Source organism: Clostridium tetani, assembly GCF_900167265.1.
In the GTDB taxonomy this organism is placed as follows: domain Bacteria; phylum Bacillota; class Clostridia; order Clostridiales; family Clostridiaceae; genus Clostridium_G; species Clostridium_G tetani.
Window position 1 is genome coordinate 1 of record NZ_FUWT01000027.1, and the last position, 15,449, is coordinate 15,449.

Consider the following 15,449-nt stretch of genomic DNA (forward strand, 5'->3'; position numbering starts at 1 on the left):
AGAGGTGTTCAAAGAGATGAAATCCAAAGAGGTCAAGTATTAGCAGCAACAGGATCAGTAAAACCACATAAGAGTTTTACAGGTCAAGTATATGTATTAAAGAAAGAAGAAGGAGGAAGACACACTCCATTCTTTAACGGATACAGACCACAATTCTACTTTAGAACAACAGACGTAACAGGTTCAATCGCACTACCAGAAGGAGTAGAAATGGTAATGCCAGGAGACCACATAGACATGAAGGTAGAATTAATAACAAGAGTAGCAATGGATGAAGGATTAAGATTTGCTATTAGAGAAGGCGGAAGAACTGTTGGTTCAGGAGTTGTTTCTGAAATAACTGAATAATAAATATGACTTTTAAATAGGACTAGGTTTAAAAGACCGGTCCTATTTAATAAGTATGAAAAGCATAATTAAAAATATTGACATATAAATTTAATTGTGTTAAATTATTTAGGTAATGCTCAAATGATATGCAAATATCTCTATGAGTTTTTATATGTAAAGTTAGTGTAGGATTCGGGAGGTGTAGATAGTGAGAGTAAAAGTAACCTTAGCATGTACAGACTGCAAGCAAAGAAACTACAATTCAATGAAAAATAAGAAAAATGACCCAGATAGATTAGAGATGAAAAAGTATTGTAAATTCTGCCAAAAGCATACTATCCATAAAGAAACTAAATAGTTACATAGCAGAACCGTAATATATTCAGGGATGTGAAATGTATGGATAATAGTTTAAAAAGCAAGGGAAAAAATAATGTAGCTCAAGAGAAAAAATCTGGCGGAATAGTTGGTTTTTTCAAGGGTTTAAAAGGCGAATTTAAGAGAATTACTTGGGCACCTAGAAATGAAGTTAAAAAATCTATTGTAATTACATTAACTTTTTGTTTCATATATATGGTTACTATAGGAGTTATAGATTTTGGTTTTACAAAATTAACAAAGATCATATATGGATAAGAAAAGTAATAGTTTGATAAATAATAAATATATAAAGGAGGTAGGGGGTCGAGAGAAGATTCCCGTCCCTTAAAATATGTCAGATAAAGCAAGATGGTATGTAGTTCATACTTATTCAGGGTATGAAAATAAAGTTAAAGCTAATCTGGAAAAAACTATTGAAAATAGGAACTTACAAGATTGGATACACGATATAAGAGTTCCTATGGAAGAACAAGTTGAAATTAAAGATGGTAAGAAGAAAATTGCATTAAAAAAAGTATTCCCAGGATATGTTTTAATAAAAATGGTTATGACAGATGATTCTTGGTATGTAGTTAGAAACACAAGGGGAGTTACTGGTTTTGTTGGACCAGGCTCAAAACCAGTGCCATTAACTGACATAGAAGTTGAATCTATGGGAATATCAGACGAAGTAATAGAATTAGATATAGAAATTGGAGAAAGTGTAAAGGTAACTACAGGGCCATTAGAAAATTTCCCGGCAGTTATACAAGAAATTTTTCCAGAAAAGCATAAAGCTAAAGTACTTGTTAACATGTTTGGCAGGGAAACACCTGTTGAACTTGATTTTAATCAGATACAGAAATTAGATTGATCCAAAATAAAGACCAATCTGTTATTAAGTGGGAGGATTTAATCCGATTACCACATTTATAGGAGGTGTAAATGCATGGCTAAAAAAGTTACAGGAATGATCAAACTTCAACTCGCTGCAGGAAAAGCAAGTCCAGCACCACCAGTAGGTCCAGCTCTTGGTCAACATGGTGTAAATATTATGGCATTCTGTAAGGAGTTTAATGAAAAAACAGCTAAACAAGCTGGGTTAATAATTCCAGTAGTAATTACAGTATACCAAGATAGGTCCTTTAGTTTCATATTAAAGACACCACCAGCAGCAGTTCTTATTAAGAAAGCCGTTGGAATAGAAAGTGGTTCTGGTGTTCCAAATAAAACAAAGGTTGCTAAAATTACTAAAGAGCAATTAAAAGAAATTGCTGAAATGAAGATGCCAGATTTAAATGCTGGTTCAGTAGAAGCTGCTATGAGAATGGTAGCTGGTACAGCTAGAAGTATGGGTGTAACTGTTGAAGAATAGTTACTAAATCAGTGGGAGGTAATAACCGATAATACCACGAAGGAGGTAAATTATGGGAAAAAATTACGCTGAAAGCGCAAAGTTAATAGATAAAAGTACTTTATATAGTTCAGAGGAAGCTATGAATCTTGTTGTAAAGACTTCAAAGGCTAACTTTGATGAAACTATAGATTTAGCTGTTAGACTTGGAGTAGATCCAAGACATGCAGATCAACAAGTTAGAGGAGCAATAATTTTGCCACATGGTACTGGTAAGAAAGTTAAAGTACTAGTTTTCGCAAAAGGTGAAAAGGCAAAAGAAGCAGAAGCTGCAGGAGCAGACTTCGTAGGTGCAGAAGAATTAGTAGAAAAAATTCAAAAAGAAAACTGGTTTGACTATGACGTAGTTGTAGCTACACCTGACATGATGGGAGTAGTAGGTAGACTAGGAAGAGTATTAGGACCTAAAGGATTAATGCCAAATCCAAAGTCAGGAACAGTTACTTTTGATGTAGCTAAAGCTTTAAATGATATTAAAGCTGGTAAAGTTGAGTATAGAGTTGATAAAACTGCTATAATTCACGTTGTAATAGGTAAAAAATCTTTTGGACCAGAAAAGCTAAAGGATAACTTCCGTGTATTAATGGATGCTATCATAAAAGCAAAACCATCTGCAGCTAAGGGACAATACTTAAAATCAGTATCTGTTTCTAGCACAATGGGGCCAGGAGTAAAAATAAATCCTAGCAAAGTTTTAGATTAATATTGACATTAACATTAAAATTTGATATCCTTTTATAGAATTAAAGAAAATATACCGTAGACAGTAGGTGCATTTTGCATAACGGATTATCCAACCTACCGAGGGTTCCAATATATTACTTTTAGAGAGTATTGGTTTCTCCATGTCTACGGAGGAACCTTTAATTTTTTATAAGGGAATATATCAACTGTGAGGAGGTGGCACACAGTGAGTAAAAATAGACAATTAAAAGAAGCTAAAGTAGCAGAAATAAAAGAAAAAATGGAAAAAGCTGAATGTATTGTACTTGCTGATTATCAAGGTCTAACTGTGGAAGAAGCTACAGAATTAAGAAAGAAAATGAGAGAAGAAGGAGTAGAATACAAAGTATTTAAAAATACTTTAAGCATATTAGCAGCTAAAGAATTAGGATATGAAGGTATAACTGATTTATTCCAAGGTCCTATCTCAATAGCTTTTGGATATGAAGACCCAACTGCTCCAGCTAGAATCTTAAATGATTTTGCTAAAGATCATAAGAAACTTGAATTAAAAGGTGGAATGGTTCAAGGAGAAGTATATGATGAAGACAAAATTAAAGCATTAGCTGCAATTCCGCCAAGAGATGTTCTTATTGCAAAACTTCTTGGAAGCTTCAAGGCTCCAGTATCAAATTTTGCATATTTAATAAATGCTATTAAAGAAAAGAAAGAATCTGAAGAAGCTTAAAATAATAAAGGAAAGAAATTTTGGAGGTGCTTAATAATGACAAAGGAAGATATAATCCAAGCAATAAAAGAAATGACTGTTTTAGAATTAAACGAATTAGTAGAAGCATGTGAAGAGGAATTTGGAGTAAGCGCGGCTGCACCAGTAGCTGTAGCTGGAGCTGTAGCTGGAGCTGGAGCTGCTGAAGAAAAATCAGAATTCGAAGTTGTATTAGCAAATTCAGGATCACAAAAAATAAAAGTTATAAAAGCAGTTAGAGAAATTACTGGATTAGGATTAAAGGAAGCTAAGGAAATAGTTGACGGAGCTCCTAAGACATTAAAAGAAGGCGTTGCTAAAGAAGAAGCAGAAGAAATGAAAGCTAAACTTGAAGAAGTTGGAGCAACTATAGAATTAAAGTAATAGAATAAATTACATAAAAGAGGTACTTAAAAATGAGTACCTCTTTTTTAATTAATGAAACAAATTAAATTGTATATTGACAAGAATATATGATTATGATAAAATAATTAATTGCATTGATTATGATAAAATAAGTATGTATATAACATGAATTATGAATTTATTATATATAAAAGGTTATAATAATGTAATAAAGTAGAAAAAATCCCATAAACATTAAAATGTGTTTTGGGTATTTTTAGTTTATACAAGGGGTGAAGTTTAATGGTACATCCTGTCCAAGTAGGAAAAAGAACTAGAATGAGTTTCTCAAAAATCAAAGAAGTATGTGAAATGTCTAATTTAATTGAAGTACAGCTAGACTCATATGAATGGTTTTTGCAGGAAGGACTTCAAGAGGTATTTGATGACATCAACCCTATTCAAGATTACACTGGAAATCTTAGTCTTGAATTTGTAGGGTATAAACTGGATATGGAAAATATAAAATATTCAGTTGAAGAATGTAAAGAGAGAGATGCTACTTATGCAGCTCCATTAAAAGTAAGTGTAAGACTTATAAATAAAGAAACAGGGGAAATTAAAGAACAAGATGTCTTTATGGGTGACTTCCCACTTATGACTGAGCAAGGAACATTTATAATTAATGGTGCAGAAAGAGTAATAGTCAGTCAATTAGTCAGATCTCCAGGAGTTTATTATGATGTATCTCTAGATAAATCAGGAAAAGAATTATTCTCAGCTACAGTTATACCAAATAGAGGTGCATGGTTAGAGTATGAAACTGATTCAAATGATATAATTTATGTAAGAATAGATAAAACTAGAAAATTACCTATTTCTATATTAATTAGAGCATTAGAATATGGTTCAGACTTAGAAATTATCGATTATTTCGGAGAAGATGAAAGATTAAAAGCTTCGATAGAAAAAGATAACACAAAGACAAAAGAAGAGGCCTTGTTAGAAATATATAAAAGATTAAGACCAGGAGAGCCTCCAACAGTAGATAGTGCTATGTCTCTTATAGGATCCTTATTTTTCGATGCTAAAAGATATGACTTATCAAGAGTTGGAAGATATAAGTTTAATAAAAAATTAGCGTTACATTTAAGAATTGCAAATCAGATTTCAGCCCAAGATATAGTAAATCCAGCCACAGGAGAAATAGTAGTTCAAGAAGGAGAAAAAATAGACAGAGATAAAGCAATAGAAATACAAAATTCTGGAATAAATTCTGTTGATATACAATTGGATGACAAGGTATTAAGAGTAATAGGAAATAATTTTGTTGACATAAAAAGTTTTGTTAAATTCGATATAGATGATTTAAATATAAAAGAATATGTACACTATCCTACATTAAAAGAGATACTTGACAATTATAGTGACGAAGAAATGATAAAGGAACAAATAAAGAAAAATATAAATGTATTAATTCCTAAGCATATAATAAGGGATGATATTATGTCTACTATAAGCTATGAAATAGGATTGCCTTATGGTATAGGTTATACAGATGACATAGATCACTTAGGAAACAGAAGATTAAGATCTGTAGGAGAATTACTACAAAATCAGTTTAGAATAGGTCTTTCAAGGATGGAAAGAGTAGTTAAGGAAAGAATGACTATTCAAGATCAGGATTCTATAACACCACAAGCATTAATAAACATAAGACCTGTAACAGCATCTATAAAGGAATTTTTTGGAAGTTCTCAACTTTCACAATTTATGGATCAAACTAACCCACTATCAGAATTAACTCATAAGAGAAGATTATCTGCTTTGGGACCTGGAGGATTATCTAGGGAAAGAGCAGGCTTTGAAGTAAGAGACGTTCACCACTCACACTATGGTAGAATGTGTCCTATAGAAACACCAGAAGGTCCTAATATAGGGCTTATTAACTCACTTGCTACATATGCAAAGGTTAATGAGTATGGTTTTATAGAAACACCTTATAGAAAAGTTGATAAAGCCACAGGAGTAGTTACACATGATATAATCTATATGACTGCAGATGAAGAGGATCATTATTTAATAGCTAAAGCAAATGAGATACTAAATGATGATGGTACTTTCATAGATGATAAAATTACAGTAAGAGATCAGGAAGACGTATTAGTTGTACCTAAAGAAGAAGTTGACTTTATGGATGTATCTCCTAGACAATTAGTTTCTGTTGCAACTGCAATGATACCATTCCTAGAAAATGACGATGCTAGTAGAGCGCTTATGGGATCTAACATGCAACGTCAAGCTGTTCCACTATTAAAACCAGAAGCTCCAATTGTTGGTACTGGAATAGAATACAAAGCAGCCGTAGATTCTGCTGTTTTACCAAAAGCAAAAAAACCAGGAGTAGTTACATACGTAAGTGCTAGCGAGATAAGAGTTAAAAAAGATAAACCAGACAGCAATGGAGATGTAGATAAATATAAACTGTTAAAGTTTAAAAGATCTAACCAAGGAACATGTATAAATCAAAAACCATTAGTTTCTAAAGGGGATAAAGTTGACACAAAGACTGTGTTAGCTGATGGACCTTCAACAGACTTAGGTGAAATAGCATTAGGTAAAAATATAAGAATGGGCTTTATAACTTGGGAAGGTTATAACTATGAAGATGCTATGTTAATATCAGAAGAACTAGTAAGAGAAGATGTATTTACATCTATTCATATTGAAGAATATGAAGCTGAAGCTAGAGACACTAAACTAGGCCCTGAAGAAATTACCAGAGACATACCAAATGTAGGAGAAGATGCTCTAAAAGACATAGACGAAAGAGGAATAATTAGAATAGGTGCAGAGGTTCGTTCTGGAGACATTTTAGTAGGAAAAGTTACTCCTAAGGGAGAAACAGAATTGACAGCAGAAGAGAGACTACTTAGAGCTATATTTGGAGAAAAAGCAAGAGAAGTAAGAGATACTTCCTTAAGAGTTCCCCATGGAGAAGCTGGAATAATTGTAGATGTTAAGGTATTTACAAGGGAAAATGGAGATGAACTATCACCTGGTGTAAATAAACTAGTAAGATGTTATATAGCTCAAAAGAGAAAAATATCAGTAGGGGATAAAATGGCAGGAAGACACGGAAATAAAGGTGTTATATCAAGAGTACTGCCAGAAGAAGATATGCCATTTTTACCAGATGGAAGACCTCTACAAATATGTTTAAATCCTCTTGGAGTTCCATCACGTATGAATATTGGTCAGGTACTGGAAGTACATTTAGGATTAGCAGCATCGAAATTAGGTTGGCATGTTGCAACCCCAGTATTTGATGGTGCAACTGAACCGGAAATAGTTGAATGTTTGGAGAAAGCTGGCTATGAAGGGGACGGAAAAACTGTATTATATGACGGAAGAACAGGAGAACCTTTTGACAATAGAGTAACAGTTGGATATATGTATATATTAAAACTTGCTCACTTAGTAGATGACAAAATACATGCAAGATCCACTGGACCATATTCATTAGTTACACAGCAACCATTAGGTGGTAAAGCTCAATTTGGAGGACAAAGATTTGGTGAAATGGAAGTTTGGGCATTAGAAGCTTATGGAGCTGCACATACACTTCAAGAAATACTTACAGTAAAATCAGACGATGTAGTTGGTAGAGTTAAAACTTATGAAGCAATAGTAAAAGGTGAGAATATACCAGAACCAGGAGTTCCAGAATCATTTAAAGTTTTAATTAAAGAACTACAAGCTTTATGTCTTGATGTAAAAGTTCTTAATGATGATAACGAAGAGATTGCTATAAAAGAATTAGCAGATGACGATATGGTAGAATTAGAAGTAAATATAGAAGGATCAGAAGATTATACTGAACCTAAACAGCCAAATGACAACTATCTAGAAGAAGAGGAAAATAAAGATAAAGAATCTGATTATGATGAGGATTTAAATTTTGATGACTTAACTAAGGGATTACAGCTAGATGATTTCAACGATGAACATTAATTTTCGAAGGGAGGATATACCCTTGTTTGAATTAAATAATTTTGATGCACTTCAAATAGGATTAGCTTCACCAGAAAAGATCAGAGAATGGTCAAGAGGTGAAGTGAAAAAGCCAGAAACTATAAATTATAGAACATTAAAACCAGAAAGAGATGGATTATTCTGTGAGAGAATATTCGGACCTACAAAAGACTGGGAATGTCACTGCGGAAAGTATAAGAGAGTAAGATACAAAGGTATAGTATGTGATAGATGTGGAGTAGAGGTAACAAAGTCAAAGGTAAGACGTGAAAGAATGGGGCATATAGAACTTGCTGCCCCTGTATCCCATATATGGTATTTCAAGGGAATACCATCACGTATGGGGCTTATGCTAGATATGTCTCCAAGATCATTAGAAAAAGTACTTTATTTTGCGTCTTATATAGTGATTGATCCAAAAGAAACACCGCTATTAAAGAAGCAACTATTAAACGAAAAAGAATATAGAGAAGCTATTGAAAATTATGGAGAAGAAGGTTTTGTAGCTGGAATGGGAGCTGAATCTGTACAAAAGCTTTTAGAAGAGATAGATTTAAACCAAGTATCAAAAGAATTAAAAGAAGCTCTTAAAACAAGCACAGGACAAAAGAAAATAAGACTAATAAGACGATTAGAGGCCGTAGAATCTTTTAGAAAATCTAGTAATAGACCAGATTGGATGATTATAGATGTTATTCCAGTTATACCACCAGATTTGAGACCAATGGTTCAATTGGATGGAGGAAGATTTGCAACTTCAGATTTGAATGATTTATACAGAAGAGTAATAAATAGAAATAATAGATTGAAAAAGCTATTAGATCTTGGAGCACCAGATATTATAGTAAGAAACGAAAAAAGAATGCTACAAGAAGCAGTAGATGCTCTTATAGATAACGGAAGAAGAGGTAGACCTGTTACAGGACCAGGAAATAGACCTTTGAAATCATTATCTGATATGCTAAAAGGAAAGCAAGGAAGATTTAGACAAAACCTACTTGGAAAACGTGTAGACTATTCTGGGCGTTCAGTTATAGTTGTTGGGCCAGAATTGAAAATGTATCAATGTGGTCTTCCTAAAGAAATGGCATTGGAACTATTCAAGCCTTTTGTTATGAAGAAATTGGTTCAAGGTGGACTATCACATAATATCAAGAGTGCAAAGAGAATGGTAGAGAGAGTTCAGTCTGAAGTATGGGATGTTCTAGAAGAAGTTATATCAGATCATCCAGTGTTATTAAATCGTGCTCCGACTCTACATAGATTAGGAATACAAGCGTTCCAACCTGTGTTAGTAGAAGGTAGAGCTATAAAATTGCATCCATTAGTTTGTACAGCATATAATGCAGACTTTGATGGAGATCAAATGGCTGTGCATTTACCATTATCTGTAGAGGCGCAAGCAGAAGCAAGATTCTTGATGTTAGCTGCACATAATATACTAAAACCATCTGATGGTAAACCAGTTTGTGTTCCTACACAGGATATGGTATTAGGATCATACTATTTAACTTTAGATAAAGAGAATGCTATTGGAGAGGGAAGAATATTTTCATCACCAGAAGAAGCTATTATGGCATATCAAATAGGAGATATTGATATTCATGCACACATTAAAGTTAGAATATCAAAGGAAGTAGATGGAGAAGAGGTTTGTGGAATAATAGATTGTACACCAGGAAAACTAATATTCAACGAATCTATACCTCAAGACTTAGGATTTGTAGATAGATCCGTTCCAGGAAATGAAGTTAAATTAGAAGTAGACTTTTTAATAAATAAATCTTCTTTAGGAAAGTTAATAAATAAATGTTATATGAAGCATGGTCCAACTAAAACATCTATAATGCTAGATAAAATAAAGGAAAAAGGATATCATTACTCAACTATTGGTGCTATTACAGTATCAACATCAGATATGGTAGTTCCAGAAGCTAAAAAAAGACTTCTAGCTGAAACTGATGTAGAAGTTAATAAAATAGATAAGATGTATAGAAGAGGGTTCATATCAGAAGATGAAAGATATGAAAGAGTAATAGAAAAATGGACTAAGACTACAGATTTAGTTGCAGATGAATTAATGAAAAATCTAGATAGATTCAATCCAATATTTATGATGGCAGATTCAGGAGCAAGAGGATCTAAGAGTCAGATCAAACAATTAGCAGGAATGAGAGGTCTTATGGCCAATCCTTCAGGTAAGATTATAGAATTGCCTATAAGGGCATCATTTAGAGAAGGATTAGATGTATCAGAGTACTTCATTTCAACCCATGGAGCAAGAAAAGGAAATGCGGATACTGCTCTTAAAACAGCTGACTCAGGATACTTGACAAGAAGACTAGTAGATGTAAGTCAGGATGTTATTGTAAGAGAAGAAGACTGTGGAAGCAAAGAAGGATTTGAAATATCCGAAATTAGAGAAGGAAATGAAATTATAGAGCCATTATCAGAAAGATTAACTGGTAGATATTCAGCAGAAGATATAATTGACCCTAATACAGGTGAGATATTAGTTAAGAAAGAAGAATATATAGATGGCGAAAAAGCTGAGGAAGTTGAAAAAAGTGGTGTGAAAAAAATAAAAATCAGATCCGTATTTACATGCAAGTCAAAACATGGTGTATGTGCTAAATGTTATGGTATGAACATGGCTACAGCAGAAAAAATTAACATTGGTGAATCAGTAGGTATCATAGCAGCACAAAGTATAGGGGAGCCGGGAACACAGCTTACAATGAGAACTTTCCATACTGGTGGAGTTGCTGGATCAGATATAACACAAGGTCTTCCAAGAGTAGAAGAATTATTTGAAGCAAGAAAGCCTAAGGGTTTAGCCATAGTTTCTGAAATAAATGGAACTATAAGAATAGATGAAACTAAGAAAAAGAGAACAGTTGTAGTTATTGGAGAAACTGAAGAAATAAGTTATGATATACCTTTTGGTTCTAGATTAAAAGTATCAAATGGTGATGTTATAAGTGCTGGAGACGAAATAACAGAGGGATCTGTTAATCCTCATGATGTTTTAAGAATAAAGGGACCAAATGGAGTTAAAAACTACTTATTATCAGAAGTTCAAAAAGTTTATAGACTTCAAGGTGTTGATATAAATGATAAACACTTAGAGGTTGTAGTTAGACAAATGACAAGAAAGATAAAAATTGAAGAATCAGGAGATACAGAATTTTTACCAGGAACAATGGTTGATATATTCGATTTCCAAGAAGAAAATGCTAAGGCTGAAGAGGAAGGTAAAGAAACAGCTAAGGGAAGAATTACATTACTAGGAATAACCAAAGCAGCATTAGCGACAGATTCATTTTTATCATCTGCATCATTCCAAGAAACTACTAGAGTTTTAACAGATGCAGCTATAAAAGGTAAAGTTGATCCACTATTAGGACTAAAGGAAAACGTAATAATTGGTAAACTTATACCAGCTGGAACTGGAATGACAAGATACAGATCAGTAAAAATAAGTACAGAAAAAGATGATGTAGAAGATATTGAAGTAGAAAATAATTAACAAATCTAGAATTTAATTTTATTGACAGGATTAATATAAGGTGATAAAATACATCTGTATGTTTTAAATAAGGGAGACAAAGCCTATTAGGTTTTGTCCCCAAAAACCAATTTAAGGGGGAACCAATATGACCGACAGACTTGAAGGTAAAAAGGTTGTGGGTTTGAAGCAATCGGTAAAAGCTATAAGAAACAATATGGATAAAAAAATATATTTAGCTAAGGATTGTGATGAGAAGATTTTAACACAAATAGAAGAGGCGGCCGAAGGAAGAACCCTAGAGAATATAGTGTATGTAGATACTATGAAGGAATTAGGAATGCTTTGCGGAATAGACGTAGGAGCTACTATTGCTGTAGTTTTGCATGAATAAAAATAGCTTACAACTAAAATTATATAAATTAAAAAAATATTGAGGAGGTGTAAATATGCCAACTATTAATCAGTTAGTAAGGAAAAGTAGAAAGACAGTTAAAGCACAATCAGACTCACCAGCATTAAAGAATTGTCCACAAAGAAGAGGAGTGTGCACAGTAGTTAAAACTACTACACCAAAAAAACCTAACTCAGCATTAAGAAAAATTGCCAGAGTTAGATTAACTAATGGCTATGAAGTATCAGCATATATACCAGGTGTAGGACACAACTTACAAGAACATAGTGTTGTTCTTATAAGAGGTGGAAGAGTTAAAGACTTACCAGGTGTTAGATATCACATAGTTAGAGGTGCACTAGACTCAGCTGGAGTTGCTACTAGAATGCAATCAAGATCTAAGTATGGTGCAAAAAAACCAAAACAAAAATAACTAAGTATTTATTATTAAGTTGATTGAAAATAGTGCTGTGTCTTCGGCGTTTATATATAGATTATAATTTTTCATAGATAAATTAGCAGAAGTCAAAGCACTTTGCGGTTAACTATAGTTAATCGAGTACCGATGAACTTAAATCTTTAAATGTTAAGGAGGGAAGAAAAGTGCCAAGAAAAGGATATATAGGGAAAAGAGATGTATTACCAGATCCAATGTACAATAGCAAGGTTCTTACTAAGTTAATAAACAGTTTAATGTATGACGGTAAAAAAGGATTAGCTCAAAAAATCTGTTATGATGCATTTGATGTAATCCAAAACAAAACAGGTAAGGAACCAATGGAAGTTTTTGAAGAGGCTATGAATAATGTAATGCCTTTACTTGAAGTAAAAGCTAGAAGAATAGGTGGAGCTACATACCAAGTTCCCTTGGAAGTTAGACCAGAAAGAAGACAGACTTTAGGAATTAGATGGATCCTTATTGCAGCTAGAAAAAGAGGAGAAAAATACATGAGTGAAAGACTAGCTGGTGAATTAATGGATGCAGCTAACAACCTAGGAGCAGCTGTTAAAAAGAGAGAAGAAACTCACAAAATGGCTGAAGCTAATAAGGCGTTTGCTCATTACAGATATTAATATTAAAACTGTTTTGGTATGTACCAAAACAGTTTTCTCAAATTTTATAATTAAACTATGATATGTAGTTTGAGAGGAGGAATTGTCAGTGAAAAGGGAATACCCGTTAAAAATGTATCGTAATATAGGAATAATGGCTCACATAGATGCTGGGAAGACAACTACAACAGAACGTATTCTATTTTATACAGGAAAAACTCATAAAATAGGTGAAACTCACGATGGTGCAGCTACTATGGACTGGATGGTTCAAGAACAAGAAAGAGGTATAACTATAACATCAGCAGCAACTACATGTATATGGAAAGATCATGTTATAAACGTTATAGATACACCAGGGCACGTAGATTTTACTGTGGAAGTTGAAAGATCTTTAAGAGTACTTGATGGAGCAGTAACTGTATTAACAGCAAAAGGTGGAGTTGAGCCACAAACTGAAACAGTTTGGAGACAGGCGGATAAATATAAAGTTCCAAGAATGGCTTATGTAAATAAGATGGATATAATGGGAGCAGATTTCTTTAGAGTTGTAAATATGATGAGAGAAAGATTACATGCAAATGCTGTTCCAATTCAAATTCCAATAGGAGCGGAAGATACTTTTAAAGGATATGTAGACTTAATAAGAAATGAAGCTATAATATACGAAGATGACCTTGGAACAGTTATGGATACTGAAGAGATACCAGAAGATATGAAGGATATAGCAGAAGAATACAGAGGAGCTATGATAGAAGCTATAGTTGAACTAGATGAAGAGCTTATGATGAAATATCTTGAAGGTGAAGAAATATCCGTAGAAGAGCTAGATTTAGCTTTAAGAAAAGGAGTTCTTGCAAACAAGATAGTTCCAGTAATGTGTGGTTCTTCATATAAGAACAAAGGTGTTCAACCAATGATAGATGCTATAGTAAAATACTTACCTTCACCATTGGATATACCACCAGTTAAAGGAACTCATCCAGAAACTGGAGAAGAAGTTGAAAGAAAAGCTTCCGATGATGAACCAATGTCAACATTAGCATTTAAAATAGCAACAGATCCATTTATAGGAAAATTAGCTTTTGTTAGAGTATATTCTGGAGTTATGAAAAATGGTACATATGTACTAAATCCTGTAAAAGGAAAGAGAGAAAGAATTGGAAGACTAGTAAAAATGCATGCTAATCACAGGGAAGAAGTAGAAGAACTTCACGCTGGAGATTTAGGAGCAGTTGTAGGACTAAAGGATACAATTACTGGTGATACTTTATGTGATGAAAAAGAACCGGTAATACTTGAAAAGATGGAGTTCCCAGAGCCAGTTATATCAATAGCTATAGAGCCAAAAACTAAAGCTGGTCAAGAAAAGATGGGATTATCTTTAGCAAAGCTTGCAGAAGAAGATCCAACATTTAGAACTTTCACTAATCAAGAAACAGGTCAAACAATTATAGAAGGTATGGGAGAACTTCACCTAGAAGTAATAGTTGATAGACTTCAAAGAGAGTTTAAAGTAGAATGTAACGTTGGTAAGCCACAAGTTGCATATAAAGAAACTATTAAAAAAGCTGTTAAAGCAGAAGGTAAGTTTGTTAGACAATCCGGTGGACGTGGACAATACGGACATTGTTGGATTGAAATGACTCCTCATGAAGGTGAATATGAATTCCAAAACGCTATAGTTGGAGGAGCGATTCCAAAAGAATATATCCCAGCTATCGACCACGGAATAGAAGAAGCATCTGACAGCGGAGTTATTGCTGGATATCCAGTTATAAACTTCAAGGTTAAATTATATGATGGTTCATACCATGATGTAGACTCATCTGAAATGGCATTTAAAATAGCGGGATCTATGGCATTCAAAAATGCAATGTCAAAGGCTGATCCAGTATTACTTGAACCAGTAATGAAGGTTGAAGTAGTTGTGCCAGAGGAATATATGGGAGATGTTATGGGTGACATCAATTCAAGAAGAGGAAGAATAGATGGTATGGAAGCTACAGCAGGGGCTCAAAATATAAGAGCATTTGTACCACTTTCACAAATGTTTGGTTATGCAACTGTATTAAGATCTAGAACTCAAGGAAGAGGAAACTATTCAATGGAGTTTGATCACTATGAAGAAGTACCAAAGAGTATTCAAGAAGAAATAATTGGAGAAAGAATGAAATAATTATTTTATATTAATAAGTAATTATTTATAAAGTTGGGAGGAATAAAAAATGGCAAAAGAAAAATTTGAAAGAAGTAAACCACACGTAAATATAGGAACAATAGGTCACGTAGACCACGGTAAGACAACATTAACAGCAGCAATAACAACAATATTAGGGCACAAGGGGTTTGCGAAAGCATTCAAATATGACGAAATAGATAAGGCACCAGAAGAAAAAGAAAGAGGAATCACAATAAGCACATCCCACGTAGAATATGAAACAGAAAACAGACACTATGCACACGTAGACTGTCCAGGACACGCTGACTATGTAAAGAACATGATAACAGGAGCAGCACAAATGGACGGAGCAATCCTAGTAGTAAGTGCAGCAGATGGTCCAATGCCACAAACAAGAGA

The 15,449-nt window shown here is 33.5% G+C and carries 15 protein-coding genes and 1 other annotated feature; all 15 genes read left to right on the forward strand.

Annotated features, from left to right (window positions below; genetic code table 11):
• Positions 1-348: EF-Tu C-terminal domain-related protein (locus B5D21_RS13580; RefSeq protein ID WP_479928779.1), on the forward strand; the 348-nt coding region annotated here is incomplete at its 5' end.
• A gap of 190 nt (positions 349-538) precedes the next feature.
• Positions 539-688, forward strand: a complete 150-nt coding sequence (rpmG, locus tag B5D21_RS13585) for a 50S ribosomal protein L33 (protein WP_035111820.1) — start codon at positions 539-541, stop codon at positions 686-688.
• A 41-nt stretch (positions 689-729) separates the two neighbouring features.
• The gene (gene secE / locus B5D21_RS13590; RefSeq protein ID WP_023439616.1) at positions 730-966 is read left to right on the forward strand and encodes a preprotein translocase subunit SecE; all 237 of its coding nucleotides are present in this window, start codon (positions 730-732) and stop codon (positions 964-966) included.
• A 76-nt stretch (positions 967-1,042) separates the two neighbouring features.
• On the forward strand, positions 1,043-1,564 hold the full coding sequence (gene nusG, locus B5D21_RS13595; RefSeq protein WP_011100727.1) for a transcription termination/antitermination protein NusG: 522 nt from the start codon (positions 1,043-1,045) through the stop codon (positions 1,562-1,564).
• Positions 1,565-1,639: 75 nt separating this feature from the next.
• Positions 1,640-2,065 carry a 50S ribosomal protein L11 gene (rplK, locus tag B5D21_RS13600; RefSeq protein WP_011100726.1) on the forward strand — a complete coding sequence of 142 codons (426 nt, stop codon included), beginning with the start codon at positions 1,640-1,642 and terminating at the stop codon, positions 2,063-2,065.
• A 52-nt stretch (positions 2,066-2,117) separates the two neighbouring features.
• The gene (gene rplA, locus B5D21_RS13605) at positions 2,118-2,807 is read left to right on the forward strand and encodes a 50S ribosomal protein L1 (RefSeq protein WP_011100725.1); all 690 of its coding nucleotides are present in this window, start codon (positions 2,118-2,120) and stop codon (positions 2,805-2,807) included.
• A 36-nt stretch (positions 2,808-2,843) separates the two neighbouring features.
• Positions 2,844-2,981 (forward strand) — a sequence feature (ribosomal protein L10 leader region).
• A gap of 33 nt (positions 2,982-3,014) precedes the next feature.
• Positions 3,015-3,515, forward strand: coding sequence for a 50S ribosomal protein L10 (gene rplJ / locus B5D21_RS13610; RefSeq protein WP_011100724.1), 501 nt, complete (start codon positions 3,015-3,017; stop codon positions 3,513-3,515).
• Positions 3,516-3,551: 36 nt separating this feature from the next.
• Positions 3,552-3,917: a 50S ribosomal protein L7/L12 gene (gene rplL / locus B5D21_RS13615; RefSeq protein WP_035111817.1), complete on the forward strand. Its 366-nt coding sequence runs from the start codon at positions 3,552-3,554 to the stop codon at positions 3,915-3,917.
• Between the two features lie 264 nt (positions 3,918-4,181).
• Positions 4,182-7,892: a DNA-directed RNA polymerase subunit beta gene (rpoB, locus tag B5D21_RS13620; protein ID WP_011100723.1), complete on the forward strand. Its 3,711-nt coding sequence runs from the start codon at positions 4,182-4,184 to the stop codon at positions 7,890-7,892.
• 22 nt (positions 7,893-7,914) lie between these two features.
• Positions 7,915-11,442: a DNA-directed RNA polymerase subunit beta' gene (gene rpoC / locus B5D21_RS13625; protein ID WP_035128004.1), complete on the forward strand. Its 3,528-nt coding sequence runs from the start codon at positions 7,915-7,917 to the stop codon at positions 11,440-11,442.
• Positions 11,443-11,569: 127 nt separating this feature from the next.
• Positions 11,570-11,815: a ribosomal L7Ae/L30e/S12e/Gadd45 family protein gene (locus tag B5D21_RS13630; protein ID WP_023439609.1), complete on the forward strand. Its 246-nt coding sequence runs from the start codon at positions 11,570-11,572 to the stop codon at positions 11,813-11,815.
• Positions 11,816-11,870: 55 nt separating this feature from the next.
• A complete protein-coding gene (rpsL, locus tag B5D21_RS13635; protein WP_011100721.1) occupies positions 11,871-12,248 on the forward strand; it encodes a 30S ribosomal protein S12 in 378 nt (125 codons plus the stop codon).
• A 170-nt stretch (positions 12,249-12,418) separates the two neighbouring features.
• Positions 12,419-12,889 (forward strand): 30S ribosomal protein S7, encoded by a 471-nt coding sequence (rpsG, locus tag B5D21_RS13640; RefSeq protein ID WP_011100720.1) that lies wholly within the window; start codon positions 12,419-12,421, stop codon positions 12,887-12,889.
• Positions 12,890-12,977: 88 nt separating this feature from the next.
• Complete coding sequence (gene fusA, locus B5D21_RS13645; protein ID WP_035111811.1) at positions 12,978-15,047, forward strand: elongation factor G; 2,070 nt, start codon at positions 12,978-12,980, stop codon at positions 15,045-15,047.
• Between the two features lie 49 nt (positions 15,048-15,096).
• The coding region (locus B5D21_RS13650; RefSeq protein WP_200809741.1) for a GTP-binding protein at positions 15,097-15,449 on the forward strand (353 nt) is incomplete at its 3' end.

What these genes read in the sequence shown, in the direction of transcription:
- secE (WP_023439616.1), top strand. Translation starts at nt 730, where the DNA reads ATGGATAATAGTTTAAAAAGCAAGGGAAAAAATAATGTAGCTCAAGAG.
- nusG (WP_011100727.1), top strand. Translation starts at nt 1,043, where the DNA reads ATGTCAGATAAAGCAAGATGGTATGTAGTTCATACTTATTCAGGGTAT.
- rplK (WP_011100726.1), top strand. Translation starts at nt 1,640, where the DNA reads ATGGCTAAAAAAGTTACAGGAATGATCAAACTTCAACTCGCTGCAGGA.
- rplA (WP_011100725.1), top strand. Translation starts at nt 2,118, where the DNA reads ATGGGAAAAAATTACGCTGAAAGCGCAAAGTTAATAGATAAAAGTACT.
- rplL (WP_035111817.1), top strand. Translation starts at nt 3,552, where the DNA reads ATGACAAAGGAAGATATAATCCAAGCAATAAAAGAAATGACTGTTTTA.
- rpoB (WP_011100723.1), top strand. Translation starts at nt 4,182, where the DNA reads ATGGTACATCCTGTCCAAGTAGGAAAAAGAACTAGAATGAGTTTCTCA.
- B5D21_RS13630 (WP_023439609.1), top strand. Translation starts at nt 11,570, where the DNA reads ATGACCGACAGACTTGAAGGTAAAAAGGTTGTGGGTTTGAAGCAATCG.
- rpsL (WP_011100721.1), top strand. Translation starts at nt 11,871, where the DNA reads ATGCCAACTATTAATCAGTTAGTAAGGAAAAGTAGAAAGACAGTTAAA.